Origin of the sequence: Aureimonas sp. Leaf324, from assembly GCF_001423245.1 — a bacterium.
Lineage (GTDB): Bacteria > Pseudomonadota > Alphaproteobacteria > Rhizobiales > Rhizobiaceae > Aureimonas.
On record NZ_LMOH01000027.1, the window covers coordinates 174,112 to 199,673 of the forward strand.

The window sequence follows — 25,562 nt, forward strand, 5'->3', positions numbered from 1 at the left end:
AGACCCGCCCCATGCCGACGCCCCGTCTCCTCCTCGTCGCGGCCTGCGCGCTGCTCGATGCCGACAACCGCATCCTTCTCGCCCAGCGCCCGCCCGGCAAGTCGCTCGCCGGGCTCTGGGAGTTTCCCGGCGGCAAGGTGGAGGTGGGCGAGACGCCGGAGGAAACGCTGATCCGTGAGCTTCGCGAGGAGATCGGCGTCGAGACCAAGGCGGACTGCCTCGCCCCGCTCACCTTCGCCAGCCATACCTACGAAGGCTTCCACCTCCTGATGCCGCTCTACGTCTGCCGGCGCTACGAGGGCATTCCCCGGTCGATGGAGGGGCAGGCGTTGAAATGGGTGCGGGCGACCGCCCTGCGCGAGCATCCGATGCCGCCGGCCGACCTGCCGCTGATCCCGTTCCTCACCGACCTTCTCGCCTGACGCGAAAAAACGCGGGGGAGGCCCCCGCGTTAAGCATGCCGCTTAAACCGGTCTTCACGGTGCGTGGCGATGATCCCATCGGTCTGGCGCTCGGCGCGCCGGACGGGACTGGAGCCGGATCGCATGCGCAAGAAGCCCAATCGATCGCCACGCCGTGCCGGGGTTGCCGGCGCCCTCCTGCGTGCCGCTCTCCTCGTCGCGCCGCTCGCCGGCGCCATCGCCTTCGGGATCGCGCCGCGCGGCAGCGACCGGCTGGTCGCGGCCAACGGCTCGGAAGGCATCGACACCATGACGACCGGCTCGGTGTCGGCGTCGCGCTTCACCTTCGCGGTCGGCGCCGCGCCGGTCGGCGGGTGCCTGCGGGTCGGCGACGGGCGACCGGGGGGCTCATGCTGAAGCGCTTGCCCACATCCCAACGCTTCCTCGCCGACCGTTCGGGTGCCACCGCCATCGAATACGGCCTGATCGTCGCGCTCGTCGGGATCGCGCTCCTGGTCGGCCTCGGCGATACCCGAGATGGCGTCAGCGCCATGTTCAACAACCTGATGGTCAGGGTCTCCGAAGTCCTCGACCGGGGCGCCTGACGGATCTTCAGTCCTTCGGCCGCAGCGCCTCCGCCAGGCTGTGCGTCGCGCTGCCGGGCTTCAGCGGCTTCTGCTGGCTCTCGTGCGGCTTCCAGCCCGACAGGTAGACGACGTCGAAGGTCGCGCGCAGGCGGCCGTCCGCATCCGCGAAGCGCTCGGCATAGATTTCCGCCGCCCGGAAGAACAATTGCCGTCCCACTGGGCGACGTGCCCGCGCGTGCAGCATGTTGCTCATGCCCATGTCGCGCAGATCCCGCATCAGCTCGAACATCGAGGCGTAGCGCACCGTCAGCCGGTCCTGGTCGATGACGGGCAGCGCGAAGCCGGCGCGCTGGAGGAGGCCGCCCGCCTCCCGCAGGTCCGCGAACGGTGCGACGCGGGGGCTGGCGCCCCCTGAGATTTCAGCCTCCGCCGCCAGAAGCGAGGCGCGCAGCTCGTTCAGCGTCTCGCCGCCCAAAAGCGCTGCGAGGAACAGCCCGTCGGGTCGCAGCGCCCGCCGGATCTGCACCAGAGCGCCCGGCGTGTCGTTGGTGAGGTGCAGCGAGAGCGGCGACAGGACGAGATCGACGCTCTCGTCGCGCAGGGGCAGCGCCTCCTCGTCGGCGACGACCCCTTCGCCGGGACCGAGGAACCGCGCGTCGCGCTCGATGCGCAGGAGCCGCTCGACCTGGCCGCCCCGCCCGAGGCGTGCGGCGAGCGCCCCGGTGTGTCCGGCAAGCTCGACGCCCACCGCGAACTGGCGCTGGACCAGCGACAGGCGCTCGGCCAGCTCGTCCGCCACCGCATCGAGGAGGAACGAGGCGCCCGGCGCCGCGCGCGCCGCCGCGCGCACGCGGCGCCGGTCGATCAGCGCACGGTCGAAGGGGGCGTTGGCGGTCATTGTCGGGCTCCAGGTCTCGAAGCGGGGCAAGGGGCTTGTGGCGGGCTCGCCGGGGAGTATCGTCGGCGGCGGCGCAAGGGAAGCGCCGGAGGAAGGCGTGGGGGTGGGGCGATGGGCATGGATCTCGTCTGGCGCGGTCTGTCCCGTGTCGCGGGGCCGATCGGTCGGCTCATCTATCCGCCGGTCTGTGCCGGCTGCGGCGCCGCCCTCGCGCGGGCGCCGGCCGTGTGTTCGCCCTGCTGGCAGTCGCTGCGCTTCATCGAGCGTCCCTATTGCGAGGTGCTGGGCCTTCCCTTTTCCTACGATCTCGGGCGCGGCTTCCTCTCGGCGGAAGCCATCGCCGATCCACCGGTGTTCGTACGCCTGCGCGCCGCCCTCGTCTACGAGACGCTCGCCGCGCGCATGGTGGCGTCCCTGAAATACGCCGACCGGGCGGATCTCGTTCCGCTGATGGCGGCCTGGATGCGCCGGGCGGGCGAGGAGGCGATCGCCGCCAGCGACCTCGTCGTGCCGGTGCCGCTCCACGCGCGGCGCCTCATGCGGCGGCGCTTCAACCAGTCTGCCGAACTCGCCCGCGCGATCGCCCGCGCCGAACGGCTCGCCTATGCACCCATGAGTCTTCGGCGGCGGCGCGCGACGCGCAGCCAGGTGGGCCTCGGGCCGGACGAGCGGCGCGAGAACGTGCGCGGCGCCTTCGAGGTGCCGGCCGGGGCGGCCGACACGGTGCGCGGCCGGCGCGTCCTCCTCGTCGACGACGTCTACACCACCGGCGCGACGGTCTCGGCGGCGACGCTTGCGCTCAAGCGCGCCGGCGCCGCCGAGGTCAGCGTCCTCGTCTTCGCCAGGGTTGCGGCGGGCGGCGGATGACCGCATATCAGCCCGTCGCCTGAAGTTTCGAGGACGCCATGCCCCCCGTCACCATCTATACCCGACAGTTCTGCGGCTACTGCGCGCGCGCCAAGGATCTCCTGACCCGCAAGGGCGTCGCCTTCGAGGAGAAGGACGCGACCGTCGAGCCGTCCTACCGGCAGGAGATGATGAGCCGCGCCCCCGGCAGCTCGACCTTCCCGCAGATCTTCATCGGCGACCGGCACGTCGGCGGCTGCGACGATCTTCACGCACTGGACCGGGCCGGCAAGCTCGATCCGATGCTGGCCGGCTGAGGGCCCGAGGCGATGACGACGTTCAAGGCCGCCGTGGTGCAGATGCGCTCCGGCGAGGATCCCGCCCGCAACATCGAGGCGATGGAGGCGCTGGTCGCCGACGCTGCCGCGCGCGGCGCGCAGTTCGTGCAGACGCCGGAGATGACCGGCATCCTCAGCCGCGACCGCGAGCGGTTCCGCTCGCACCTGAAGCCGGCGGACAGCGATCCGGTGGTGGCCGCCGCGCGCGCGCTGGCGCGCCGTCATGCGATCGTCCTCCATCTCGGCTCGACGGCGGTCGATGCCGGCGACGGGATGGCGGCCAACCGCGCCTTCCTGTTCGGGCCGGACGGCGAGACGATCGAGACCTACGACAAGATCCACATGTTCGACGTCGATCTCGACGGCGGCGAGAGCTGGCGCGAATCGGCGACCTACCTGCCGGGCACGCGCTCGGGGCTCGCCGACGTACGCTTTGCGGACGGCACGGCGCGGATCGGCTTTGCGGTCTGCTACGACATGCGCTTTCCCGAGCTCTTCCGGGCCGAGGCGCTGGCCGGTGCCGAGGTGCTGACGGCGCCCGCCGCCTTCACGCGCCAGACCGGCGAGGCGCACTGGCACGTCCTCCTGCGCGCCCGCGCGATCGAAAACAACTGCTTCATGATCGCCGCCGCGCAAGGCGGTCGCCACGAGGACGGGCGCGAGACCTTCGGCCACTCGCTGATCTCGGACCCCTGGGGCCGCATCGTCGCCGAGGTGAAGGGCGACGAGCCGGGCGTGGCGCTGGCGACGGTCGACACCGAGCTCGTCGGCAGCGTGCGCGCCAAGATCCCCAACCTCAAGAACCGCCGGCCCTTCGAGGCGCCGGCGGTGCGCGCGACCGCAGAGGCATGATCCGCTACGCCCTTCGCTGCCGGGACTGCGGCCACGGGTTCGACGGCTGGTTCCGCTCCTCCGCCGATTTCGAGGCGCAGGGCGCGCGCAAGCTGCTGGCCTGCCCGGTCTGCGAGGGGCACGGCGTCGAAAAGGCGCTGATGAGCCCGGCCGTCGCGGCAGCGCCCGAGCGTGTGCCCCGAACGGGCGGCGCCGTGACGAGCGCGCCGGCGGGCGAGGCGGCCGAACTCTACCGGCAGCTGCAGGAGATGGCCCGCAAGGTGCGCGCCGAGGGACACTATGTCGGCGCGGGCTTTGCCGAGGAAGCGCGGCGCATCCACTATGGCGAGGCCGAAGGCCGGCAGATCTTCGGCGAGGCGAGCGGGCAGGAGGTGCGCGGCCTCCTCGAGGAAGGCATCGCCGCGCTGCCTTTGCCGCCGCTCCCCGAAGACAAGAACTGAACCGACGGACCGACATCCATGGCCAAGACCTTCGCCAAGGCGCCGAGCCCCTGCGTCTCCGTCTGCAAGTTCAAGATCGAGGGGCAGTGCATCGCCTGCCGGATGACCAAGCCCGAGAAGAAGCGCTTCAAGCGGCTGGAGGGCAAGGGCGAGAAGCGCGCCTTCCTCGCCATGCTGAGCGAGCGGCTGCAGGCGGCGGGCCGCTACGCCTACTGGTCGCGCATGTATCGCCGCCGCTGCGAGAAGAAGGGGCGGCCCTGTCCGCTCGACAAGCTGGAGGCCGACCTCGACACGAGGGCCAAGGCTGCCTAACTCCAGGGTCACGGACCCCGAGGACCCATCCATGAGCGTATCGCCAGCCTGGGCGGATGCCCCGAGCCCCTGTGTCGACGTGTGCAAGTACAAGCGCGCGGGACGCTGCGTCGGCTGCATGATGACCAAGATGGAGAAGGACTCCTTCCCTCATTCGGGCAGTGCCGAGCGCAAGCGCGCCTTCTTCGAGGCGCTGCTCGCGCGCCTGCGCGCTGAGCACAAGAACCCCGCCTTCTGGGCGATCGCCTATCGCCGCAAGTGCCAACAGGAGGGCGTGCCCTGTCCGCTGGACGAGGAGGACGGCGACCTTTGACCGCATACGAAAAAGGCCCGCCGGATCGCTCCGGCGGGCCTTTTCTGGGTAAGGGTCGATCGCTCAGGCGGCGGTCGACTTGAGGTGGGCGCGCAGCATCCAGGCGAACTTGTCGTGCTTCTCGATGCGGCCGGTCGCCATGTCGTTGGTCGCCCAGTCGCCGTGCTCCTCGGCGACCTGCGCCAGCGAGGAGAGCGTCGAGGACAGGGTCTCCTGGTCCTTCATCAGGACCTCGATCATCGTCTTGGCGTCGGTACGGCCGTCATGCTCCTCGACGGCGCTGCGCTCGAGATAGACCGAGAAGCGGCCTTCGGCATGGGCGTCGAACGCCTTGATGCGCTCGGCCAGAAGGTCCTGCGCCTCGAAGTGATCCTCGTAGATCTCCTGGAACAGCTCGTGCAGCGAGCCGAAGCTCATGCCGGTGACGTTCCAGTGGAAGTTCTGCGCCTTGAGCGTCTCGATCGCGGTCTCGGCGAGCGCCTGCGTCAGGCCGTTGACGATCTCTTCCTTGGCGCTCGGTTCGATCTTGGCGGCAACCAGACCCATGATGCTTCTCCTGAGGTTTGCGGTTTCAACGCGTGGTCTTGCCCACGAGTTGCGAGGGCGAATTGGAATGATTCCAAACTAGATGCGATGGCGACCCGTTTCAAGCCTTCTTTGAATCATTCTAAACTAGCGGATGGACGAGGCGGGTCGGCCGTTCCTCGACGGGCGCGCCGAAGCGGATGCGCGATCGGTCGCTGCCGCAGGAGGGAATAGGAAAGGGCGGGATGAAGCGCATCCCGAAGGGGCCGACCGTGCTCGCGGGGTCGGCCGGGGCGCACCGGTCAGGCGGCGTCCAGCGCGCGGACCATGGCCGCCGACAGGAAGCGCATCCAGCGCCGCGCCGACGGGGCGACGCGCCAGGCGACGAGGGCGCCCGCCGCCGCGTCCTGCCCGTCGCGGCAGGCGGCGACGAGGCGTAGGAGCCAGGATTCGTCGTCGCTCACCGACACGGCACCGGGACGGTAGATCACCATTTCGGACGAGGCCCGCTCGGACAGGCCACGGAAGAACACGGTGGCGAGCCGGTCGAGCGAGGCGGTGGGCTGGCCGGCGAGGACGTAGCAGGCGCGCTCGAGATCGGCGCGCGGGGCGAGCTGCGAGCGCAGCGCCAACCAGCGCAGGCGCTCGAGGTCGAGCCGCTGGTCGTCGGTCAGGGGGCGGGCGACATGGATGCGCTTGGCGGTCGGGCAACGCGGAAAGGCGACGACCCGGCGATCCTCGTCGGAGGGAAGGGCAAGCCGCGCGAGGGATGCTGACATCGAGAATTCCCGGCCTTCGCCGCGCCCCGAGGCCCGGCGACCTTAAACCTGACTTTCAACGGAAGCATTCCCTACCAGATCGCCGTGGCGACCGGAAGAGTGGGCGGGGGCCGTTTCAGGGGCGGCGGTAGAGGACCATGTAGTTGACGTCCATGTCGCGCGAGCGGCGCCAGGCGTCGGCCAGCGGGTGGTAGACGACGCCGGTCTGGTCGATCCGCGTGAAGCCTTCCGCGCCGAGCGGCGCGTCGATCTCGCCGGGGCGCACCAGCTTGGCGTATTCGTGCGTGCCCTTGGGCAACCAGCCGAGAACGTATTCCGCGCCGACGATGGCGAAGGTCAGCGCCTTCATCGTGCGGTTGATCGTGGCGACGAAGATGAGGCCGCCCGGCTTCACCATGCGCGCGGCCGAGGTCAGGAAGTAGTTCACGTCCGAGACGTGCTCGACGACCTCGAGCGCCAGCACGACGTCGAAGCGCTCGCCGGCCTCCTCAAGCGCTTCCGCGGTCTCGGCGCGGTAGTCCACCGCAACGCCGCTTTCGGCCGCATGGAGGCGCGCCACCTCGATGTTGGTGACTGAGGCGTCGGCGCCCACGACTTCGGCGCCGAGGCGCGCGAGCGGCTCGGAGATCAGGCCGCCGCCGCAGCCGATGTCGAGCATGCGCAGGCCCTCGAAGGGCTTCAGCGAATGAAGGTCGCGCCCGAAGTTGAGGCCGACCTGCTCGCGGATATAGGCGAGGCGCACCGGATTGAACTTGTGCAGCGGCTTGAACTTGCCGCGCGGGTTCCACCATTCGGCGGCGAGCTTCGAGAAGCGCTCGACCTCGCCGGCGTCGATCGTGGTCTGCCGTGCCTCGCTCATGGTGCTCATCCGTTGTCCGAAAAAACGCGTTGGCCGGGCATGTTCCGCCCGGCGGCGGGAAGTCAAGCGCGACAGGGTGGCCCGCCTCGCCTTGCGCTCCACCACCGGTTCGGCTAACCGAGGCCGCTCGCCGTGCCGATCGGGGACCGGCATCGAAGCGGGCGCTCGTGTTCCCTCCTGAATGGACGGGCACGCCCGCAGAGCGAACGGCGGGCGGCCCGCTCGACATCGGTCTGAAGTCATGGCGCGTCTCGTTCTCAAATTCGGCGGCACCTCCGTCGCCGACATCGACCGGATCCGGAACGTCGCGCGCCACGTCAAACGCGAGGTCGACGCCGGCCATCAGGTGGCCGTGGTCGTCTCGGCCATGTCGGGCAAGACCAACGAGCTCGTCGGCTGGTGCACGCAGGCCTCCGCGATGCACGACGCGCGCGAATACGACGCGGTGGTGGCCTCCGGCGAGCAGGTGACGGCGGGTCTCCTCGCCATCACGCTGCAGCAGATGGGCATCAACGCCCGCTCCTGGCAGGGCTGGCAGATCCCGATCCGCACCGACGGCGCCCACGCCTCGGCGCGCATCCAGGAGATCGACGGTTCCGAGATCGTGCGCCGCTTCGGCGAGGGGCAGGTCGCCGTGATCGCCGGCTTCCAGGGGCTGGCGCCCGACAACCGCATCGCGACGCTCGGGCGCGGTGGCTCCGACACCTCGGCCGTCGCGGTCGCCGCTGCGCTGAAGGCCGATCGCTGCGACATCTACACCGACGTCGACGGCGTCTACACCACCGACCCCCGCATCGAGCCGAAAGCCCGGCGCATGGCCCGCGTCTCCTTTGAGGAGATGCTGGAGATGGCCTCGCTCGGCGCCAAGGTGCTGCAGGTGCGCTCGGTCGAGCTCGCCATGGTCCACAAGGTGCGCACCTTCGTGCGGTCCTCCTTCGAGGACCCCGACGCGCCGGGCATGGGCGACTTCCTGAACCCTCCGGGTACCCTTATTTGCGACGAGGATGAAATCGTGGAACAGCAGGTCGTCACCGGCATCGCCTACGCCAAGGACGAGGCGCAGATCTCGCTGCGCCGCGTCGAGGACCAGCCGGGCGTGGCCGCCGCCATCTTCGGGCCGCTGGCGGACGCCGGCGTCAACGTCGACATGATCGTGCAGAACGTCTCGGAGGACGGCACGCGCACCGACATGACCTTCACGGTGCCGGCCGGCGACCTCGCCAAGGCGACGCAGGTGATCGAGGGCGCGAAGGCCGAGATGCGCTTCGACGTCGTCCAGTCCGAGCGCGGCCTCACAAAGGTCTCGGTGATCGGCATCGGCATGCGCTCGCACACCGGCGTCGCCGCCACGGCCTTCAAGGCGCTGGCGGGGCGGGGCATCAACATCCGCGCCATCACCACCTCGGAGATCAAGATCTCGATCCTGATCGACGGCGAGTATACCGAACTGGCGGTGCGCACCTTGCATTCCGTCTACGGTCTCGACAAAGCTTGAGCGCACGGCGCCGCCAGGGCGCCCGAATCTCCTCCGGCCCGATCGAACCGTCGGGCCGGGACCGACCGCAGACCGACGGAAGACGTGCCTGATGCGAAGCGACTCCTCGGGACCGCGCATCCTTCTGCGCCGGATCAGGGAACTCATGGCCGAACCGCTCGAGGCGCAGGCGCGCCTCGACGAGATCGTGCGCCAGATCGCCGCCAACATGGTGGCCGAGGTCTGCTCCCTCTACGTGCTGCGCGCCGACGGCATCCTCGAACTCTACGCGACGCAAGGCCTGAATCCCGGCTCGGTGCACCTTGCCCAGCTGCGGCTCGGCGAGGGGCTGGTCGGCACGATCGCCGCCACCGCCCGCGCGCTCAACCTCCAGGACGCGCAGAAGCACCCGGCCTTCACCTATCTGCCGGAGACCGGCGAGGAGATCTTCTACTCCTTCATGGGCGTGCCGATCCTGCGCGCGGGCCGCACGCTCGGCGTCCTGGTCGTCCAGAACAAGGAAAAGCGCGTCTATCGCGACGAGGAGACCGAGGCGCTCGAGACAGTCGCCATGGTGGTCGCCGAGATGATCGCCGCCGGCAGCCTCGAGGGCCTGTCGCGGCCCGGCGTCGTCCTCGACCTGTCGCGCCCCGTCCACTTCGAGGGGCTGGCGCTCGCCGACGGCATCGGGCTCGGCCACGTCATCCTCCACGAGCCGCGCGTCGTCGTCACCAACCTCTTCAACGAGGATGCCGAGGCCGAGGTCGCGCGCCTCGAGAAGGCGGTGTCCTCGCTGCGCATCTCGATCGAGGACATGCTCCAGCGCCGCGACATGGCGGTGGAGGGCGAGCACCGCGCCGTCCTGGAAGCCTACCGCATGTTCGCGCACGACCGCGGCTGGGTGCGCCGGCTGGAGGAGGCCGTGCGCAACGGCCTGACCGCCGAGGCCTCGGTCGAGAAGGTGCAGAACGACATGCGCGCGCGCATGATGCACGCCTCCGACCCGTTCCTGCGCGAGCGGCTGCACGACTTCGACGACCTCGCCAACCGCCTCCTGCGCCAGCTGATGGGGCGGGCCGGCGACATGTTCGGCGACGGGGTTGCGGGCGACGTCGTGATCGTCGCGCGCTCGATGGGCGCGGCCGAGCTTCTCGACTACCGGCGCGAGCAGATCCGCGGCCTCGTTCTCGAAGAGGGCGGGGCGACGAGCCACGTCGTGATCGTCGCGCGCGCGCTCGGCATTCCGGTCGTCGGGCAGGCCAAGGGCGCCGTGTCGATGGCCGAGAAGGGCGATGCGATCATCGTCGACGGCGAGGAGGGGGCGGTGCACCTGCGCCCGCCCGCCGACGTCGAGAAGGTGTTCGTCGAGCGCGTCCAGTTCCGCGCCAAGCGCCAGCAGCGCTACCAGGCGCTGCGCGACACGCCGGCCCGCACCCGCGACGGGCAGGAGATCGCGCTCCTCATGAACGCCGGCCTCCTCGTCGACCTGCCGCAGGTCGAGGCGGCGGGCGCGGCGGGCATCGGCCTGTTCCGCACCGAGCTGCAGTTCATGATCGCCTCGGCCATGCCCAAGACCAGCGACCAGGAGCGCCTGTATTCGGCGGTGCTGGATGCGGCCGACGGCAAGCCGGTGACCTTCCGCACGCTCGATGTCGGCGGCGACAAGGTGCTGCCCTATCTCCATCAGTCGCCGGAAGAGAACCCGGCGCTCGGCTACCGCGCGCTGCGCCTCGCGCTCGACCGGCCCGGCCTGATGCGCACCCAGCTGCGCGCGCTCCTCAAGGCGTCGGCAGGGCGCGAGCTGCGCGTCATGTTCCCGATGGTGACCGACCTCGAGGAGCTGCGCCAGGCGCGCGACCTCATCAGCCGCGAGTTCAAGCACCTCACGCGCTTCGCCCACGCCATGCCGCGGCGGCTGAAGCTCGGCGCGATGATCGAGGTGCCCTCGCTCCTGTTCCAGCTCGACGAACTGATGCAGCTCGTCGACTTCGTCTCGATCGGCTCCAACGACCTGTTCCAGTTCTTCTGCGCGGTCGACCGCGGCAATGCGCAGATCTCGGGTCGCTTCGACGATCTCTCCTCGCCCTTCATGCGGGCGCTGCGCGAGATCCTCGACGCCGGGCAGCGCCATTCCGTCTCCGTCACGCTCTGCGGCGAGATGGCGGGGCGCCCGCTCTCGGCGATGGCGTTGATCGGACTGGGGTTCCGGTCCATATCCATGACCTCGTCGGCGATCGGGCCGGTGAAGGCGATGCTGCTCGAACTCGACGCCGAGGACCTGCACCGCACGATCACCGCCCATCTCGCCGAACGTCACCCGCGCCAGACCTTCCGGCAGATGCTGGAAGCCTACGCGCAGGCGCACGCCATCCCCCATTGAGAGGGTCGCTGCCGGGCCGGTCGGTCCGGCGCGCCCGCACCGGACGACACGCATGGCCATTCTTCCCGCCGACACCATGACCGAGATCCTCCGGCGCTCGGATCAGCTGTCCTCGGAGATGGCATCCGGTCCCGACCACGAGACCTATGCGAAGCTCGCCGCCGAATATGCGGGGCTGGAGGACGTCGTCGCCGGCATCCGCGCCTATCGCGCGGCGGAGGCGGAACTCGCGGGCCTGCGCGAGATGCTGGCGGACCCTTCGTCCGACCGCGAGATGCGCGATCTCGCCAGCGCCGAGATCGGGGACGTCGAGAAGCGGCTGGAAACCCTGTCGAAGGAGCTTCTCGTCCTCCTCCTGCCGAAGGACGCGGCCGACGCCAAGGGGGCGATCCTCGAAATCCGCGCCGGCACCGGGGGCTCGGAGGCCGGCCTCTTCGCAGGCGATCTCTTCCGCATGTACCAGCGCTACGCCGAGGGGCGCGGCTGGCGCGTCGAGATCATGGAGGCCTCCGAGGGCGAGGCCGGCGGCTACCGCGAGGTGATCGCCTCGGTGACGGGGCAGGGCGTCTTCTCGCGCCTGAAGTTCGAATCGGGCGTCCACCGCGTGCAGCGCGTGCCCGCCACCGAATCGGCCGGGCGCATCCACACCTCGGCCGCCACCGTCGCGGTCCTGCCCGAGGCCGAGGAGGTCGACATCGCCATTCGCAACGAGGACATCCGCATCGACACGATGCGCTCGTCCGGCGCCGGCGGCCAGCACGTCAACACGACGGATTCGGCCGTGCGCATCACGCATCTGCCGACCGGCATCGTCGTCACCTCGTCGGAAAAGTCGCAGCACCAGAACCGCGCCCGCGCCATGCAGGTGCTGCGCGCGCGCCTCTTCGACATGGAGCGCTCGCGCATCGACGCCGAACGCTCCGCCGACCGGCGCGCGCAGGTCGGCTCGGGCGACCGGTCCGAGCGCATCCGCACCTACAACTTCCCGCAGGGGCGCGTGACCGACCACCGCATCAACCTGACGCTCTACAAGCTCGACCGCGTGATCGAGGGCGACATGGACGAACTCGTCGAGGCGCTGGTGGCCGACGACCAGGCCGCGCGCCTCGCCACCATGGGCGACTGAGCCGCCCGTGGCCGTGTCGCCGACCGCGCCGACCGTCGGAAGCCTCTTTGGCGATCTGCGCGCGCGCCTGCGCGCCGCCGGGCTGGCGAGTGCGGACCTCGACGCCCGCCTGCTCCTTGCCGCCGCGCTCGATCTCGATGCCGCCGGCCTGATCCTGCGGGCGGGCGACCCCGTCGACACCGAGGCTGCGGCGCGGCTCGAGGCCATGGCCGAGCGTCGCCTCGCCTTCGAGCCGGTGCATCGCATCCTCGGGCATCGCGCGTTCGGCGAGCACGAGTTCGCCCTGTCGCCCGAGACGCTGGAACCCCGGCCCGATACCGAGGCACTGGTGGACCTCGCCTGCGAGGTGCTCAAGCGCCGGGGCGACGGGCCGCTCCTCTTTGCCGATGTCGGCACCGGCACCGGCGCGATCGCCGTGTGCCTCCTGTCGCGCCTTCCGCGCTCGCGGGGCATCGCGATCGATCTCGCGGAAGGGGCGCTGGCGACGGCCGCGCGCAATGCGGCATCCGCCGGCGTCGCGGACCGCTTCTGGCCGCTGCGGGCCGACTACCTCTCGGCGCTCGGCCGTCCACTCGACGCGGTGGTGTCCAACCCGCCCTATATTCCGACCGCCGACCTCGAGGGGCTCGACCCCGGCGTTCGGCAGTTCGATCCCGCGCTCGCACTCGACGGCGGCGCGGACGGGCTCGACGCCTATCGCCGGATCGTCGAGGAGGCCGCGCGGCTTCTGCCGGCCGGCGGCGAGTTGCTGCTCGAGATCGGCCGGGGGCAGGAACACGATGTGGCGCACTTGGCGGAAGCGGCCGGGTTTGTCTCCATGGAGACCCGGAGCGATCTCGCCGGCATCGTCCGCGCCCTGTGGTTCCGGCGCGACAGCCATGGGGAAAACGAGGCGCGGACCGCATGATTTGCAAGGTCTTCGGCCCTTTGCCCCTTGTGAGCGGAGGGGCGAGTCACTAGTGTCTCCCGGCAAAGGCGGATGACGCGAGGGGTTTGTCCCCCGACCACGGCTTCGGAACGCGCTCCAGGCAGGACGCTCGAACGCCGCCGCCCCGTTCGGCAAGACGGCCAGGGATGGCGCCGCACCGGACAGAAAGCTTCCATGAAGGGCATTGCCAGCCGGATCCTCGGAGCCGGGCGGCCGGATGCCAGACAGTTCCCCCGCGAGGCGACGCGACGTCCGCTCGCGACGAAAAGGAAGACCCGGCCCGGGACGCCGGACGATCCAGAAAACAGGATGAGCATGAGGCCAGGACAGCAGCAGCAGAACAAGCAGCGCATGCGCGGACGCGGGCAGCGCAAGGGCTCCAATCCGCTGTCGCGGAGCTTCGAGTCCAACGGTCCCGACGTCAAGATCCGCGGTACGGCCCAGCACATCGCCGACAAGTACACGACGCTGGCGCGCGACGCCGCTGCGGCCGGCGACCGGGTCATGGCCGAGAACTACCTCCAGCACGCCGAGCACTACGGCCGCATCGTGGCCGCCGCGCAGGGGCAGTTCCAGCCGAGCCAGCCGGAGCGCGACTATGCCGACTTCGACGAGGAGGACGGCGACGAGGCGCAGGGTTCCGACATGGGCCTCGGCCAGCCCTATGGCGGCGGCCAGGACCGCCAGTCGAACGGCTATCAGGGCGACCGCCAGCCGGGGCAGGGTGACCGCCAGCATGGCGGCGAGCGCCAGGGCGCAGACCGCCCGCAAGGCGAGCGCCAGAACTTCCGCGACAACCAGAACCATCGCGGCGAGCGCCGCGACAACCGCGACAACCGCGGGGATCGGCCGTTCCAGAACCGCGATGGTCAAAATCGCGACTATCAGAACCGGGACGGCCAGAACCGGGACGGCCAGAACCGCGAGGATCGCCGCGAGCGTGACCAGCGTCTTCCCGGAACGGGCCCGCAGCCCTTTCCGCAGGCGCCCGAGGCCGAGGGCGAGGGCGCTGCGCTCCGTCAGGACGGCCAGCGTTTCGAGGGCGGCCGGCGCGAGAGCCGTCGCGAGCGGGCCCGCATGAATGATCGCAGCGGCGAGCGCCGCTTCGAGGAGCGGTTCGGCCGCCAGCGCCATGGCGACGACGAGGCGCGTGTCGAAGCGCCGGTCGCCGACGACCGCGGCGAGGCGGGTGCGCCGACGCCGTCGGTCGCCGCTGCGCCGGTGCCGCCTGTCGCGGCTGAACCGGTCGCGCCGCAGACGCCGGTCGCGGTGTCCGACGCCACCCCAATCGACGCTGCGGCGGGCGAGGCGCGCGGTCGCGGCCGTCGTCGCCGCGAGACCCCGACCGACGATGCAACGGCACCCGTTGCTGCGTCCGAACCGGTCGCTGCACCGATGGCACCGGTCGAGGAGGCCGCGCCCGCCCGTCGCCGCGCCGCAAGGCCGGCCGCCGCCGTCGAGGCGTCGCCGATCGGCGAGGACGAAACGGCACCGAAGCGCCGCGTCTCGAAGCCCCGTCGCAAGAAGGACGAGGGTGAGGGCGGGGACGAGCGCTCGCCGGCTCTCGTCGGCTCCGACAACTAGAACGCGACGCCTTTACATCTCGTCGAATACGAAGGGCCCGGCGCGCACGCACCGGGCCCTTCGCCGTTCTTGGACGCAGGTTCGCATGCAGGGCAGGTGGGAGCCGATGACCGGAACGAGGCGTCGATCGCGGTGGCGGAGGGTTGCCGATTTGCATCGCTGTCGGTCGGTCGGAACTCTCGTAGCGGAAGCTCGCCGGAAACGGTTGCAATCAAACTGTCATGCAACCTATTGTTGCTTTCGTGGCGGAGCGCGAGTTGCAAGTGATGATTGCGGGAAGGCAGGGAGAGAGGATGAACTGGTACGGTGAACATCTGTCGGGCGGCGTGACATCGAGAGGCTTCGGAGGGGCGACCATGACGATCGGATACAAGCTGGGATCGAGCGGCCCCGAGCCCATCGCAGGTGACGAGGGGGCAAGCTTCGACCGGTCCGGCGAAGCGCAGTCGTCGCGCCAGGTGGACGAGCGGACCGCCGTCTACCTGCTGTCGCTCGCCCGCGAACTTCTTCGCCGCGACCACGGCGCGATCGCCGGGATGATCGATTACGCCATCGCCGAGATCGAGGGCGGACCCGAGCAGTAGGGCCGAGACGCCCGTGTCGATCCTGATCGCGTCGTAGGATGCCATCGAGACGCCGGCCGCAGCGCCGGCGTTGATCATCGGGCAGCCGGCACGAGGTTTCGGTTGCCACCCCAGGACTTGGCAGACGCCCGTTCGCAGTACCGGCCTTTGCCGACGAACTTCAAGGGTCGAGATGTCGGGTCCCTGGGATCCCCGACATCACCCGCTTCTCCCATCGTGAAGGGGGCGGATGCCGGCTATTCCGGTGTCGCCTGGCGTCTGTTTCGCCTGAACCCGGCCGATCCGGGCGCGGCACACCTTCGCGCAGCCTTCTCCCTTGGACGGCCGGTGCTTTCCGGTTTCACGACGATCCGGTGATCAGGACGATCCGTGGATCAGACCGCAGCCGTCCGGCGCGACGGAGACGTCCGGGACGGCCTTCCGCCGCCGCGCGTCAGCTCTGGCCATCGAGCGAGGCGGCAGGGGGCGGGGAGATGCTTCGACCGCCTTGCCGGGCCCATCGGCGCGGCTTCATCATCCGACGCGACCCGACCGCAGCGTCCCAACGCGGCATCCCCCCGCGAGCCGAAAGGGCGAGCGGTGATGACAGACCTCCATCGGCGTCGGCGTGCTTTCGATAGGCGAACTGGCCGGCTCTGACCGCCCTGCGCGGTTACCGACGACAGCGCGCTCCCCCAACCCATGAGTTCCAGTCGTGGTCGTCTCCAGCCTCGCGCCGAGCATGTTCGGCTCGACGGCCAGACGCTGCCTGACCGTTCGACGCGTTGGCGACTTCGACGATCACGAGAGACCGAATATCTTCGCCGACGCTCTCAAGGGAGCCCATGCCGGTGGTCGACCGGCGACGAGCGGTCACGATCCCGTCATGCGGCCGCGGTCCGCGGCGAGCGCTGTCGAAGACGAGCACGACACCGAGGCGGCTGGGTGAGACGCCGACGGCGAAGGCTTGCCCGAAACGAGTGCGCCCGCTCCCTTTGGGCGGGAGCGGGCGCGCAGGGCGACCAGACTTGGAAGTATCGTGGGGATCCTAGGAGGGCACCCTGTCGGAATGGGCAGGCCGCGCGGGGCGGCCTGCCGTCATGCGTGGCGTCAGACGATGTCCGAGGCCGCGAGGTTGGTGACGCCGGCCAGCTGCACCACCAGATCGGCCGTGCCGTTCTGGTCGCTGTCGACGAAGAGCCAGCCATCGGCGCCCACCGTCTGGAAGCTGTAGAGCGACGGACCCGAGGCGTTGGCGAAGGCCGCGTTGGCGTTGTTCAGCGCACCGTCGTAGGTGGCCGCCGAACCCGTTGCGAACGTCGTGGCGGAGCCCGCCGCGAGGCCGAAGTCGAGGATGTCGTCACCGACGGTGAAGCCCTCGATGCGATCCGCCGCGCCGAACGCCGTGCCCGAGGACCCGGCGCCGAACAGGAACGTATCGACACCCTCGCCGGCCACCATCGTGTCGGCACCTGCGCCGCCGACGATGGTGTTGTCGCCGCCGCCCGAGACGATCCGGTCGTTGCCGCCGTTGCCGTAGACCAGCGAGTTGCCGGACCCGAGCAGGATCGTGTCGCTGCCATCGGCCGCGTCGAGCGAGCTGCGGCCGCCGAAGACCGTGGCGCTGACCGACGAGTCCGACAGGTCGATGAGATCGGAATCTTCGCCGCCGTAGATCGTTACGCTGTTCGAGGCCGAGCCGCCAAAGACGGAGATCGTGTCGTTGCCGACGCCGCCGAAGATGGTCGACTGGCTGGTCACGTCGCCTTCGAGGCTGAATCCGAGCGTGATGTCGTCCGCACCGCCGTTGCCGGTGATGAGGGCGTTGCCCGAGCCGAACATCTCGACATAGATGTCGTCGGCATCGTCCATCGGATCGACACCCGTCTGGCCGCCGAACACGGTGACGTTGCCGTCGCCGAGGGCGACGTAGATGTCGTCGGAACCCTGGTCGCCCGAGACCTGCGAGCTCTCGCCTGTGGTGCCGTACAGATCGACATAGATCGTGTCGTTACCGACGCCGCCGTAAACGGAGGCGTTCTGTGCATAGACTTCGATGTCGTCGTCGCCGCCGTTGCCGAAGACCAGGGCGTTGCCGAAGGTATCGACCTCGATATCGTCCGCGTCGTCCGTCGGATCCACGCTGCCGGTGCCACCGTAGACGGTCACGTCGTCGTAGGCGTCGATATCGATCACGTCGGAACCGGCCCCACCGTAGACGAGGGACTGGCCGGTGAGATTTCCACCCTCACCAAAGACATAGCCGCCGTAGATCGTGTCGTTGCCGTCACCGCCGTAAACGGTCGCTTCGTCGGACTCCCACTCGATGTAGTCGTCACCGCCGTTGCCGAAGATCAGGGCATTGCCGTCCACACCGACCGAAATTTCGTCAGCGCTGTTTTCCGGATCGACGTCCGCGCCGCCGCCGTAGACGGTGGCGTCGCCGTTGCCGAACACCTCGATGATGTCCTCGCCGTCACCGCCGACAACCAGAGCGTCGGTATCGAAGGAAACATAGACGCTGTCGTTGCCAAGGCCCGCATAGACGGTCGCACGCTGGGCGTAGACCTCGACGTCGTCGTCACCGCCATTGGCGAAGACGACGGCGTTGCGGCCGGCGCTGACGAAGATGTCGTCGTCGCCGTCAGTCTCGTCGACCTCGGAAGAGCCGCCGTAGACCAGGATATCGCCCTCGACCGACGCGGAGATATCGTCATCACCGGCACCACCGGCGACGAACGTCTCGTTGGAGAGGTCGCCTGCCGCGACGGCTGCAAGGGCGGCCGTGTTGCTCGTCGGGATCGGCGTGATGCCGAAGCCGGTGTTGATGAGGATCGTGTCGTTGTCGGCACCACCGTAAACGGTGTTGCTGCCCGTGCCCTGGATGACGATCAGGTCCTCGCCGGCATTGCCGGTGACGAGATTGTCGCCATTGCCGAACACGGCGATGATGTCGCCGCCATCGGTCGTGTCGCTGGCGCTCGTGCCGCCGTAGATCGTGTTGTCGCCATCGGAGCGGACGGCGATCACGTCGACGCCCGCGAGCGGGTCCGTGCGCTCGAGGACTTCCTCGATGAAGTCACGGTTCTGGAAGTCGAACTCGCCGGTGAACTCTTCCGGCAGGATGTCGGTGTAGCTGTCCGCGGAGTTCTCGCCGCCGACCAAAAGGTTACTGCCGTCGCCGGCGATCCCGTCGAGCGTACCGGCCAGGATCACGTCGGCGCCGAGGCCGCCGTAGATCGTGTTGTTGCCGGTGCCCAGCACTGCGATGAGGTCGCTGCCGCCGTTGCCGTAGATCAGGTTGTCGCCGTCGCCGTCGACGTAGATCACGTCGCTGCCGTCCTCGGCGTCCGCTGCGCCCTCGCCGCCGTAGATCGTGTTGTCGCCGTCCGATTCGACGAGGATCACGTCGAGGCCATCGGTGAGTTCCGCGCCCTCTTCGCCTTCGCCGAGGAGAACGGCGACGGCGTTGCCGAAGGTCTTGGCGTCATTGGCGCCGCCGTAGATCAGGTTGGCGCCGTTGGAGTCCTCGCCACCGGCGGTGATGAAGTCGTTGCCGTCGCCGCCATAGACGGTGTTTTCGCCGTCGCCAGCGTTGATCTCGTCGTTGCCCTGGTTGCCGAGGAGCAGGTCGTCCCCGTCACCGGCGTCGATCGTGTCGTTGCCCTGGCCGCCGTAGACGGTGTTGTCGCCGTCACCCGCGTCGATCGTGTCGTCGCCCTGGTTGCCTTCGATGACGTCGTCGCCGCCGAGGCCGAGGATCGTGTCGTTGCCTTCGCCGCCGTTCAGCGTGTCGTTGCCGTCGGTGCCGACGATGAGGTTGTCGTCTTCGTCGCCTTCCGCAAGGCCGTCGACCGGCAGCAGAACCAGCTGGCCGTCAAGCTGCAGGAGGCCATTCAGCGCGTTGAGGTCGACATCGGCCAGAAGAATCTGGAGGCCGTTGTTGAGCGTCAGACGAACGCCGGCATCGACCTCCACGAGGCCAGCGATATCGGCAGAGTCGATATCAAGATTCAGGATGTCGCCATCCAGCTCGAGGCCGGTGATTTCGACAGTGGCGTCCGGGTCGATCGAGATCAGCTCAACGACATCACCGACGACGCCCTCGACTCCGTCAACAATAATTCCAAGCGGCATGACGCCCCCACGATGCGCGGCTCTCCACACGCAGGGAGAGCGCCGTTGCGATTGATGAACCTACTTTAGGTTGCAATCGCAGATAAGGACGACTCGCAAAGGCAATGCAACCGAAAATTGCATGGGGCAATTCGGATTGCAACTTGGTGGCAATCCTGCAACGCCTGGCCGTGTCGGCCCGGGCGGGGACCGGCGGAAATCCGGGCCGTTTTCCGGAACGCCACGCGTGAACCGGCGTTCTGCGTGTGAGTCGACACTGCATGGAGGAGACCGATGTCCGACATCCACTACAAGATCGTCGAACACGACGGCGGATGGGCCTACAAGGTCGGGGAAGTGTTTTCCGAGACCTTCCCGACGCACGACCGGGCACTGGCCGCCGCGCGCGATGCCTCGTTGCGGCAGGAGCTCGCCGGCGAGACCGCGGGCATCCAGTACCAGGACGGCAGCGGCGTCTGGCACGAGGAGGTCGCGCGCGGCGACGACCGGCCCCATGCCGACGTGATCGACGGCGAGGCGCCGCGCGCCTGATCCAAGGGCTGGCCGGTGTGCCGGCGGTTCAGGACCCCGAGGCCGGTTCCCGGTGCGGGGTCTTTTCCCACATGTGGGGGGAATGGAAGAGCTGGCCGATCGCGCGCAGGCCCGCGAGGCTGACGATCAGCCAGTAGAACCACAGGGACCAGAGCCGCCCGAGCAGCGGACGCTCGCTCGGGCTGGCGACGAGCCGAGCGGTCAGGATGAACACCGCATAGGCCAGCGCGATGTTGACGGCGTCGACCGCCGCGAGGACCCCGGCCGACATGTAGACCTCGCCCCGCACGAGATACGCGTACGCGGCCGTCAGCAGATGCCCCGCGAACATCACGTGCATGAGGCTCGCCGCGATCATGCCGCCGAACAGGATCTGGAAGGTCAGGAAGGCGCGGGGCCCAAGCTGGCGGCAGGCGAGCCCGGGATCGCGCATGTGCACGAGCCACGTCTGGCACCAGCCCTTGATCCAGCGCGTGCGCTGGTTGCGCCAGTCGAGGAAGCGCGAGGGCGCGATCTCGGAGGTCGGCGAGGCGATGGTGCCGATCCGGTAGCCGAGGCGTGACAGGCGGATGCCGAGATCGGCGTCCTCGGCGACGTTGTGGCTGTCCCAGCCACCGGCCTCGACCAGCGCCGCGCGGCGGAAGTGGTTCGAGGTGCCGCCGAGCGACAGCGGCAGGCCGTGGCGCGCCAGCCACGGCAGGATCGCCCGGAAGAGGACGGCGTATTCCAGCGCGAAGAGGGTTTCGAGCCAGCCGTTGGCGGCGTTGCGGATGACGAGCGGCGCCTGGACGCAGGCGAGCGAGGCCGGGGCCGCCTCGAACGCGGCGTGCGCGGCGCGCAGCTGGCCGGGATCGGGCCGGTCCTCGGCGTCGAAAAGGACGACGTAGTCGCCGCGCGTCAGCGGCAGGGCGAAGTTCAGGGCCTTCGGCTTGGTGGTGGGGTTCGTGCGCGGCGTCGCGATGACGGAGAAGTTCGGCTCGCCGGCGATCGCCTGTTCCACCGCCATGATCGTCTCGGGATCGTTCGCCTCGCAGACGAAGAAGACCTCGAGCCGCGAGCGCGGCCAGTCGAGCGCGGCCAGCGGCTCGGCCATCGCCGCTTCGCGGTGGAGGGCGACGAGAACGGAATAGATGGGCGCGGGTCCCTCGGCCCGCCGGGCGGGCGGCGGAGCCCGGCGGGGCCTGGCGGCGCGCGCCGTGCCGACGAGGACGCGCAGGCGGAAGAGGGTGAAGGACAGGGCGCAGAGGCTCGCCGTCGCATGGGCCGCGAACCAGAAGTGCCGGGGCGCCGCGAACCAGGCATGGGCCAGCGCCACCAGAACGAGCACCGCGACGGCCGCCTGCGCGGGCGTCAGCACGTCGCGGGCCGACCAGCGGTTGTGGTCGGCGGCCAGGCTGAGACGCGCGCGCGTCGAGCGCTCCGCGGCGCTCGCCGCGGAGCGCTTGGCGGCGATGTCGGACAAGGTCGCGATGCGCAGCGTCGCGGCGAGTTCGGGCGCCCGCGCGAGACGCTCGGCAAGGCCCTCCAGCCGGTCGAGCCGGGGGGCGAGGTAGAGCCGGGGCCGCATCGCGGTATCGCATGTCTTGGCGTGACGCTCCGACGCGTCGAACGCGCCGCGAGCATCGCGAAGCAGCGAAGCGTCGTCGCGGATCGGCTCGAAGCGGAGGCCGAGGACCCCGGCCAGGGTCCTCGCCAGCGTCGCCTCGTCCACGAGACCGGCTGCGATCAGCTCCTCGTCGGCGCTGGACCCGTTCCGCTCGGCCAGCCGGCAGGCGGCATCGAAGCGCTCGGCATCGAGGCGAAGGTGGGCCAGGGCTTCGATGACCGGGGCCGCAAGGGCGGGCAGCCCGGCACCGACGAAGGCGAGACCGTCCTCGGCCAGCGCCGGCGCGGAAACCCGGCCGAGGTCGCTGGCGTCCTCGTCCGCGAGGGCATATTCCGATACACGCAACAGACCAGCCCTCGAACGCGAGTCCCCTTGCGAGGATCGGCCACATCTTGGGTTTGAAATCGGCGCCGGAGAAGAAACCCTTGCGTGCATTCCTCGCCATCAGCGTGCTGGTCGCACAGCTCTGGGTTGTTCCGCTGGCTGCGCAGCCGCAGGCCACGCCCGCCGCCCCGGCCTCGACGTCCCCCATGGAGCGCGCCGTCGTGCCGACCCCGAATTTCTGGGACCAGGGCCAGCGCTTCGCCGAACCGGACCTGGCGGGCCGGGCGCGCATCCGGTTCCTCACCTCGGTGGATTTTGCGCCCTTCAACTTTCTCGACCAGCGCGGGCGCCTCGCCGGCTTCCACGTCGATCTCGCCCGCATGATCTGCGAGGAACTCGACCTCGCCGCGCGGTGCCAGATCGAGGCCCGCCCCTTTGCCGAGCTGGGCGACGCGCTGGCGGCGGGCGACGGCGAGGCGGTGATCGCGGGGCTTGCGCTCGACGCCGACAACCGGGCGCGCTTCGCCTTCACCCACCCCTTCTTCCGCTATCCCGCCCGCTTCGTGGCGCTGAACGGGCGGCCGCTCGACAGCGAGCTCGACGCTGGCCTCTCCGGCGTCCCGATCGGCGTCGTCGCGGGCAGCGCCCACGAGGCGATGCTGAAGGCGTTCTTCCCGCGGGCGACACCGGTCGCGCTGCCGACGCGCGAGGCGGCGCTAGAGGCGCTGCGCGCGGAGCGCGTGCGCGCGGTCTTCGGCGACGGGGTCGGGCTGTCCTTCTGGTTGTCGAGCGAGGCCGCCGCCGACTGCTGCGCCTTTGCCGGCGGTCCGTATCTTTCCGACCATTTCCTCGGCGAAGGGCTCGCCATCGCGGTGAAACCCGAGGACGAGGACCTGCGCTCGGCCCTCGACTATGCGGTCGGCCGGATCGTCGCGAACGGGCGCATGTCGGAGCTTCTCCTGCGCTATTTTCCCGTCAGCGCCTTCTGAGCCGCCGCCCGCCGTTGACGGGGGCACGCGCAAAAACCATAGACGGGGCTTGTCGATGCGAGCCCCGCGCTGTCCCGTGCGCCGGAGGCTGGCGGCAGGAAAGGGCGATCCACCATGGGCGACGAGAGCGAAGCGGCCGGCCGCAGCATGCCGGACATCCTCGAGGCCGCACAGACCTCGCAGGCTTGGCCCTTCGAGGAAGCGCGCAAGATCGTCGCGCGCCTCCAGCGCACCGGCAAGCGCGAGGCGCTGTTCGAGACCGGCTACGGCCCGTCGGGCCTGCCCCATATCGGCACCTTCGGCGAGGTCGCGCGCACGACCATGGTGCGCAACGCCTTCCGCATCCTGACGAACGACGAGATCCCGACGCGGCTGATCTGCTTTTCCGACGATCTCGACGGGATGCGCAAGATCCCCGACAGCGTGCCGGACCGGGCGGCGCTCGAGCCCTACCTGCAGCGCCCGCTGTCCGACGTGCCGAACCCGTTCGGCGGTCCGGAGGCGACGTTCGCCGGCCACAACAACGCGATGCTGCGGCGCTTCCTCGACACGTTCGGCTTCGACTACGAGTTCGCGAGCGCGACCGACTACTACCGCTCCGGCCGCTTCGACGCGGTGCTCCTGCGCGCGGCCGAGCGCTACGACGACATCATGGGCGTGATGCTGCCGACGCTTGGGCCCGAGCGCCAGACGACCTACAGCCCGTTCCTGCCGATCTCGCCCACCACCGGCCGCGTCCTCTACGTGCCGATGCGCCATGTCGACGCGAAGGCCGGCACGATCACCTTCCTCGACGAGGACGGCACGGAGACGACGCTTCCCGTCACCGGCGGGCAGGTGAAGCTCCAGTGGAAGCCGGACTTCGGCATGCGCTGGGCGGCGCTCGGGGTCGACTTCGAGATGTTCGGCAAGGACCACCAGACCAACGCCGTGGTCTACGACCGGATCTGCGAGATCCTCGGCGGCGAGGCGCCCGAGCATTTCGTCTACGAGCTCTTCCTCGATGCCGAGGGCGCCAAGATCTCGAAGTCCAAGGGCAATGGCCTGTCGATCGAGGAATGGCTGACCTACGCGTCGCCGGAAAGCCTCGGCCTTTACATGTTCAACAAGCCGCGCGCGGCCAAGCGCCTCCATTTCGACGTGATCCCGAAGGCGGTCGAGGACTACTACGCCTTCGCCAGCGCCTTCGAGCGGCAGGACACGAAGTCGCGCCTGCAGAACCCGACCTTCCACATCCATGGCGGCGAGCCGCCGGTGAAGGGCATTCCGGTCTCGTTCGCGCTGCTCCTCAACCTCGTCTCGGCCTCCAACGCCTCCGATCCGAAGACGCTCTGGGGCTTCATCTCGCGCTATGCGCCGGGCGTGACGGCCGAGACCGATCCCGAGCTCGACCGCCTCGTGACTTACGCGCTGCGCTACTTCGAGGACTTCGTGCGCCCGACCAAGCGCTTCCGGGCGCCCGACGAGGTGGAGCGCGCGGCGCTGGAGGATCTCGACCGGCGGCTTGCGGCGCTGCCCGAAGGCGCTGACGCCGCGGCGATCCAGGACGCGGTGCTCGACGCCGCGCGCCCGATCCCGCGATACCAGGACGAGAAGAAGAAGGGCCCGGACGGCGGCCCCGGCGTCTCGCTCGAATGGTTCTCGGCGCTCTACCAGATCCTGATCGGGCAGGAGCGCGGCCCGCGCTTCGGCTCCTTCGTGGCGCTCTACGGCATCGACGAGACGCGGCGGCTGATCGCCGACGCCCTGGCCGGACGCCTCGCCTCAGCCGCCTGACCCAGCGGCCGTGCGCGTCTCCGACAGGCCGTAGGCCCAGACGCCGCGACGCGCGTCGCGCGCCTCGCGCTCGGCCGCCTCGTAGCGGCCGCCGGGCGTGGCGAGCGCCCAGCCGTTGCGCACCACCCAGTCGCCGACGTCGGCCTCGCCGAGAAGGCAGGGCGCGCTGATCTCGCGCGCCTCGCGCTGGTCCGGCGTCACCGCGCACATCAAAGAGCGGCCGCGGATCCAGCCACGGAGAGCGGTGCGGGCCCGCGTCGCGCAGGGCCAGGCCTGCGCCCCGTCGGCGCATCGCGCGTCGCCGGCCACCGGCTCGACGTCCTCGACCAGAAGCGTGACCTCGCCGGTCTTCAGGGTGCGCGCGTCCACCGCGATCGGCCGCGGGAACAGGCGATAGAAGGGGCCGTCTGGTGCGGCCGGTGCTGCGGCGGCGACCTCGGGAGCCGGTGTCGCGGCCATGGCCGCCGGCGTCTCTTCCACCGCGGCCGTTTCGCCGGGCGAGGGCGGCGTCGCCGCGCCGCTCGCCACGGCAGGCAGGCGCGTGAGGCCGCTTGGATCGATCGGTGCGGCGTCGATCGCCCGCACGGCCGGCGTAGAGGCGGGCGCCGCCGGCACCGCTGCGGCCGGTTCGGACGCGGCCTCGGCGCTCTCCACGATCGTCGCCGGCTCGGCGATGTCGCGGCGCCCGGAAAACAGCGTGGTCTCGGCCGGCACCGCCATGAAGAACACGGTGACGAGCGCCAGAAGGCCGAGAGCGATCCGCAGCGGTTGCATGGGTGCCGTCCTTCTTCGCGTGCGGCGAGGGCCGGCCGCACGTCTTCCACTCTAGCGCCGGCCGGGCGCCTCGAACAGGCCGCCCCGCCACGCCCGACGTCCCGCGGGTGTCCTCACCCGCGTGGCCATCGCAAAGCTATGGCTCGAACGCTCCCGGGGAAGGATGCGGCTGTCCGGTCGCCGGGCATCCTCTCGGGTCCGTCCGCGATCGAACGGGGCT

General features: G+C 69.9%; 25 protein-coding genes. 18 read left to right on the forward strand and 7 right to left on the reverse strand.

Going from position 1 to position 25,562, the window contains the following annotated elements:
- Nucleotides 1-11: 11 nt before the first annotated feature.
- The 3 genes from ASF65_RS17705 (at nucleotide 12) to ASF65_RS17715 (ending at nucleotide 1,006) form a co-directional block, all read left to right on the forward strand.
- The gene (locus tag ASF65_RS17705) at nucleotides 12-422 is read left to right on the forward strand and encodes a (deoxy)nucleoside triphosphate pyrophosphohydrolase (protein ID WP_055892126.1); all 411 of its coding nucleotides are present in this window, start codon (nucleotides 12-14) and stop codon (nucleotides 420-422) included.
- Between the two features lie 69 nt (nucleotides 423-491).
- Nucleotides 492-818: a hypothetical protein gene (locus ASF65_RS17710; RefSeq protein ID WP_156369373.1), complete on the forward strand. Its 327-nt coding sequence runs from the start codon at nucleotides 492-494 to the stop codon at nucleotides 816-818.
- Complete coding sequence (locus ASF65_RS17715) at nucleotides 812-1,006, forward strand: Flp family type IVb pilin (protein WP_055892133.1); 195 nt, start codon at nucleotides 812-814, stop codon at nucleotides 1,004-1,006. The genes ASF65_RS17710 and ASF65_RS17715 overlap by 7 nt, the downstream gene beginning before the upstream one ends.
- Nucleotides 1,007-1,013: 7 nt before the next feature.
- Here the strand turns inward: ASF65_RS17715 and ASF65_RS17720 are convergent, their stop codons facing one another.
- On the reverse strand, nucleotides 1,014-1,886 hold the full coding sequence (locus ASF65_RS17720; RefSeq protein WP_055892135.1) for a methyltransferase domain-containing protein: 873 nt from the start codon (nucleotides 1,884-1,886) through the stop codon (nucleotides 1,014-1,016).
- Nucleotides 1,887-2,003: 117 nt separating this feature from the next.
- Here ASF65_RS17720 and ASF65_RS17725 point away from each other — a divergent pair, with 117 nt between their 5' ends.
- The 6 genes from ASF65_RS17725 to ASF65_RS17750 are packed head-to-tail and all read left to right on the forward strand — an operon-like array spanning nucleotide 2,004 to nucleotide 4,987.
- Nucleotides 2,004-2,753 carry a ComF family protein gene (locus ASF65_RS17725; protein WP_055892351.1) on the forward strand — a complete coding sequence of 250 codons (750 nt, stop codon included), beginning with the start codon at nucleotides 2,004-2,006 and terminating at the stop codon, nucleotides 2,751-2,753.
- Between the two features lie 38 nt (nucleotides 2,754-2,791).
- Nucleotides 2,792-3,049: a glutaredoxin 3 gene (gene grxC / locus ASF65_RS17730; protein WP_055892137.1), complete on the forward strand. Its 258-nt coding sequence runs from the start codon at nucleotides 2,792-2,794 to the stop codon at nucleotides 3,047-3,049.
- 12 nt (nucleotides 3,050-3,061) lie between these two features.
- A complete protein-coding gene (locus tag ASF65_RS17735) occupies nucleotides 3,062-3,922 on the forward strand; it encodes a carbon-nitrogen hydrolase family protein (RefSeq protein WP_055892140.1) in 861 nt (286 codons plus the stop codon).
- Nucleotides 3,919-4,362 (forward strand): DUF1178 family protein, encoded by a 444-nt coding sequence (locus ASF65_RS17740; RefSeq protein WP_055892142.1) that lies wholly within the window; start codon nucleotides 3,919-3,921, stop codon nucleotides 4,360-4,362. Before ASF65_RS17735 ends, ASF65_RS17740 begins: the two co-directional genes overlap by 4 nt.
- A gap of 18 nt (nucleotides 4,363-4,380) precedes the next feature.
- Complete coding sequence (locus ASF65_RS17745) at nucleotides 4,381-4,674, forward strand: DUF1289 domain-containing protein (protein WP_055892145.1); 294 nt, start codon at nucleotides 4,381-4,383, stop codon at nucleotides 4,672-4,674.
- Between the two features lie 31 nt (nucleotides 4,675-4,705).
- Nucleotides 4,706-4,987 (forward strand): DUF1289 domain-containing protein, encoded by a 282-nt coding sequence (locus ASF65_RS17750; protein ID WP_055892148.1) that lies wholly within the window; start codon nucleotides 4,706-4,708, stop codon nucleotides 4,985-4,987.
- Nucleotides 4,988-5,050: 63 nt separating this feature from the next.
- On the opposite strand, the gene ASF65_RS17755 is transcribed toward ASF65_RS17750, so the two are convergent.
- The 3 genes from ASF65_RS17755 to ubiG form a co-directional block, all read right to left on the reverse strand.
- A complete protein-coding gene (locus ASF65_RS17755; protein ID WP_055892151.1) occupies nucleotides 5,051-5,533 on the reverse strand; it encodes a DNA starvation/stationary phase protection protein in 483 nt (160 codons plus the stop codon).
- 281 nt (nucleotides 5,534-5,814) lie between these two features.
- Entirely contained in the window at nucleotides 5,815-6,291 is a 477-nt protein-coding gene (locus ASF65_RS17760) for a hypothetical protein (protein ID WP_055892154.1), read from the reverse strand.
- A gap of 115 nt (nucleotides 6,292-6,406) precedes the next feature.
- The gene (gene ubiG, locus ASF65_RS17765; RefSeq protein ID WP_055892158.1) at nucleotides 6,407-7,150 is read right to left on the reverse strand and encodes a bifunctional 2-polyprenyl-6-hydroxyphenol methylase/3-demethylubiquinol 3-O-methyltransferase UbiG; all 744 of its coding nucleotides are present in this window, start codon (nucleotides 7,148-7,150) and stop codon (nucleotides 6,407-6,409) included.
- Nucleotides 7,151-7,391: 241 nt separating this feature from the next.
- On the opposite strand from ubiG, the gene ASF65_RS17770 reads away from it, so the two are divergent.
- From ASF65_RS17770 to ASF65_RS17795, 6 genes are all read left to right on the forward strand, one after another.
- Nucleotides 7,392-8,645, forward strand: coding sequence for an aspartate kinase (locus ASF65_RS17770; protein WP_055892160.1), 1,254 nt, complete (start codon nucleotides 7,392-7,394; stop codon nucleotides 8,643-8,645).
- Nucleotides 8,646-8,736: 91 nt separating this feature from the next.
- Nucleotides 8,737-11,004 (forward strand): phosphoenolpyruvate--protein phosphotransferase, encoded by a 2,268-nt coding sequence (gene ptsP, locus ASF65_RS17775; protein ID WP_055892163.1) that lies wholly within the window; start codon nucleotides 8,737-8,739, stop codon nucleotides 11,002-11,004.
- A 52-nt stretch (nucleotides 11,005-11,056) separates the two neighbouring features.
- Entirely contained in the window at nucleotides 11,057-12,130 is a 1,074-nt protein-coding gene (gene prfA / locus ASF65_RS17780) for a peptide chain release factor 1 (protein WP_055892166.1), read from the forward strand.
- A 7-nt stretch (nucleotides 12,131-12,137) separates the two neighbouring features.
- Complete coding sequence (gene prmC, locus ASF65_RS17785; protein ID WP_055892169.1) at nucleotides 12,138-13,037, forward strand: peptide chain release factor N(5)-glutamine methyltransferase; 900 nt, start codon at nucleotides 12,138-12,140, stop codon at nucleotides 13,035-13,037.
- A gap of 336 nt (nucleotides 13,038-13,373) precedes the next feature.
- Nucleotides 13,374-14,642: a DUF4167 domain-containing protein gene (locus tag ASF65_RS21875; protein WP_244486812.1), complete on the forward strand. Its 1,269-nt coding sequence runs from the start codon at nucleotides 13,374-13,376 to the stop codon at nucleotides 14,640-14,642.
- Between the two features lie 356 nt (nucleotides 14,643-14,998).
- Nucleotides 14,999-15,226 (forward strand): hypothetical protein, encoded by a 228-nt coding sequence (locus ASF65_RS17795; RefSeq protein ID WP_055892175.1) that lies wholly within the window; start codon nucleotides 14,999-15,001, stop codon nucleotides 15,224-15,226.
- Between the two features lie 1,089 nt (nucleotides 15,227-16,315).
- Here ASF65_RS17795 and ASF65_RS17805 read toward each other — a convergent pair.
- Complete coding sequence (locus ASF65_RS17805; RefSeq protein ID WP_055892181.1) at nucleotides 16,316-19,342, reverse strand: calcium-binding protein; 3,027 nt, start codon at nucleotides 19,340-19,342, stop codon at nucleotides 16,316-16,318.
- A gap of 273 nt (nucleotides 19,343-19,615) precedes the next feature.
- Between ASF65_RS17805 and ASF65_RS17810 the strand changes: the two genes are divergently transcribed.
- Entirely contained in the window at nucleotides 19,616-19,873 is a 258-nt protein-coding gene (locus ASF65_RS17810) for a DUF2188 domain-containing protein (protein ID WP_055892183.1), read from the forward strand.
- Between the two features lie 28 nt (nucleotides 19,874-19,901).
- Here the strand turns inward: ASF65_RS17810 and ASF65_RS17815 are convergent, their stop codons facing one another.
- Nucleotides 19,902-21,824, reverse strand: coding sequence for a glycosyltransferase family 2 protein (locus ASF65_RS17815; protein ID WP_055892185.1), 1,923 nt, complete (start codon nucleotides 21,822-21,824; stop codon nucleotides 19,902-19,904).
- An 80-nt stretch (nucleotides 21,825-21,904) separates the two neighbouring features.
- Between ASF65_RS17815 and ASF65_RS17820 the strand changes: the two genes are divergently transcribed.
- Entirely contained in the window at nucleotides 21,905-22,792 is an 888-nt protein-coding gene (locus tag ASF65_RS17820) for a transporter substrate-binding domain-containing protein (protein WP_055892187.1), read from the forward strand.
- Nucleotides 22,793-22,906: 114 nt separating this feature from the next.
- Complete coding sequence (locus ASF65_RS17825) at nucleotides 22,907-24,568, forward strand: lysine--tRNA ligase (RefSeq protein ID WP_055892191.1); 1,662 nt, start codon at nucleotides 22,907-22,909, stop codon at nucleotides 24,566-24,568.
- On the opposite strand, the gene ASF65_RS17830 is transcribed toward ASF65_RS17825, so the two are convergent.
- Nucleotides 24,557-25,342 (reverse strand): thermonuclease family protein, encoded by a 786-nt coding sequence (locus ASF65_RS17830; RefSeq protein WP_055892193.1) that lies wholly within the window; start codon nucleotides 25,340-25,342, stop codon nucleotides 24,557-24,559. The genes ASF65_RS17825 and ASF65_RS17830 overlap by 12 nt on opposite strands.
- Nucleotides 25,343-25,562: the final 220 nt, after the last annotated feature.

Excerpts from the sequence above, each read along its gene's own strand:
- ASF65_RS17705 (WP_055892126.1), top strand. The coding sequence starts at position 12 with ATGCCGACGCCCCGTCTCCTCCTCGTCGCGGCCTGCGCGCTGCTCGAT.
- ASF65_RS17710 (WP_156369373.1), top strand. The coding sequence starts at position 492 with ATGATCCCATCGGTCTGGCGCTCGGCGCGCCGGACGGGACTGGAGCCG.
- ASF65_RS17715 (WP_055892133.1), top strand. The coding sequence starts at position 812 with ATGCTGAAGCGCTTGCCCACATCCCAACGCTTCCTCGCCGACCGTTCG.
- ASF65_RS17720 (WP_055892135.1), bottom strand. The coding sequence starts at position 1,886 with ATGACCGCCAACGCCCCCTTCGACCGTGCGCTGATCGACCGGCGCCGC.
- ASF65_RS17725 (WP_055892351.1), top strand. The coding sequence starts at position 2,004 with ATGGATCTCGTCTGGCGCGGTCTGTCCCGTGTCGCGGGGCCGATCGGT.
- grxC (WP_055892137.1), top strand. The coding sequence starts at position 2,792 with ATGCCCCCCGTCACCATCTATACCCGACAGTTCTGCGGCTACTGCGCG.
- ASF65_RS17735 (WP_055892140.1), top strand. The coding sequence starts at position 3,062 with ATGACGACGTTCAAGGCCGCCGTGGTGCAGATGCGCTCCGGCGAGGAT.
- ASF65_RS17740 (WP_055892142.1), top strand. The coding sequence starts at position 3,919 with ATGATCCGCTACGCCCTTCGCTGCCGGGACTGCGGCCACGGGTTCGAC.
- ASF65_RS17745 (WP_055892145.1), top strand. The coding sequence starts at position 4,381 with ATGGCCAAGACCTTCGCCAAGGCGCCGAGCCCCTGCGTCTCCGTCTGC.
- ASF65_RS17750 (WP_055892148.1), top strand. The coding sequence starts at position 4,706 with ATGAGCGTATCGCCAGCCTGGGCGGATGCCCCGAGCCCCTGTGTCGAC.
- ASF65_RS17755 (WP_055892151.1), bottom strand. The coding sequence starts at position 5,533 with ATGGGTCTGGTTGCCGCCAAGATCGAACCGAGCGCCAAGGAAGAGATC.
- ASF65_RS17760 (WP_055892154.1), bottom strand. The coding sequence starts at position 6,291 with ATGTCAGCATCCCTCGCGCGGCTTGCCCTTCCCTCCGACGAGGATCGC.
- ubiG (WP_055892158.1), bottom strand. The coding sequence starts at position 7,150 with ATGAGCGAGGCACGGCAGACCACGATCGACGCCGGCGAGGTCGAGCGC.
- ASF65_RS17770 (WP_055892160.1), top strand. The coding sequence starts at position 7,392 with ATGGCGCGTCTCGTTCTCAAATTCGGCGGCACCTCCGTCGCCGACATC.
- ptsP (WP_055892163.1), top strand. The coding sequence starts at position 8,737 with ATGCGAAGCGACTCCTCGGGACCGCGCATCCTTCTGCGCCGGATCAGG.
- prfA (WP_055892166.1), top strand. The coding sequence starts at position 11,057 with ATGGCCATTCTTCCCGCCGACACCATGACCGAGATCCTCCGGCGCTCG.
- ASF65_RS21875 (WP_244486812.1), top strand. The coding sequence starts at position 13,374 with ATGAGGCCAGGACAGCAGCAGCAGAACAAGCAGCGCATGCGCGGACGC.
- ASF65_RS17795 (WP_055892175.1), top strand. The coding sequence starts at position 14,999 with ATGACGATCGGATACAAGCTGGGATCGAGCGGCCCCGAGCCCATCGCA.
- ASF65_RS17805 (WP_055892181.1), bottom strand. The coding sequence starts at position 19,342 with ATGCCGCTTGGAATTATTGTTGACGGAGTCGAGGGCGTCGTCGGTGAT.
- ASF65_RS17810 (WP_055892183.1), top strand. The coding sequence starts at position 19,616 with ATGTCCGACATCCACTACAAGATCGTCGAACACGACGGCGGATGGGCC.
- ASF65_RS17825 (WP_055892191.1), top strand. The coding sequence starts at position 22,907 with ATGGGCGACGAGAGCGAAGCGGCCGGCCGCAGCATGCCGGACATCCTC.
- ASF65_RS17830 (WP_055892193.1), bottom strand. The coding sequence starts at position 25,342 with ATGCAACCGCTGCGGATCGCTCTCGGCCTTCTGGCGCTCGTCACCGTG.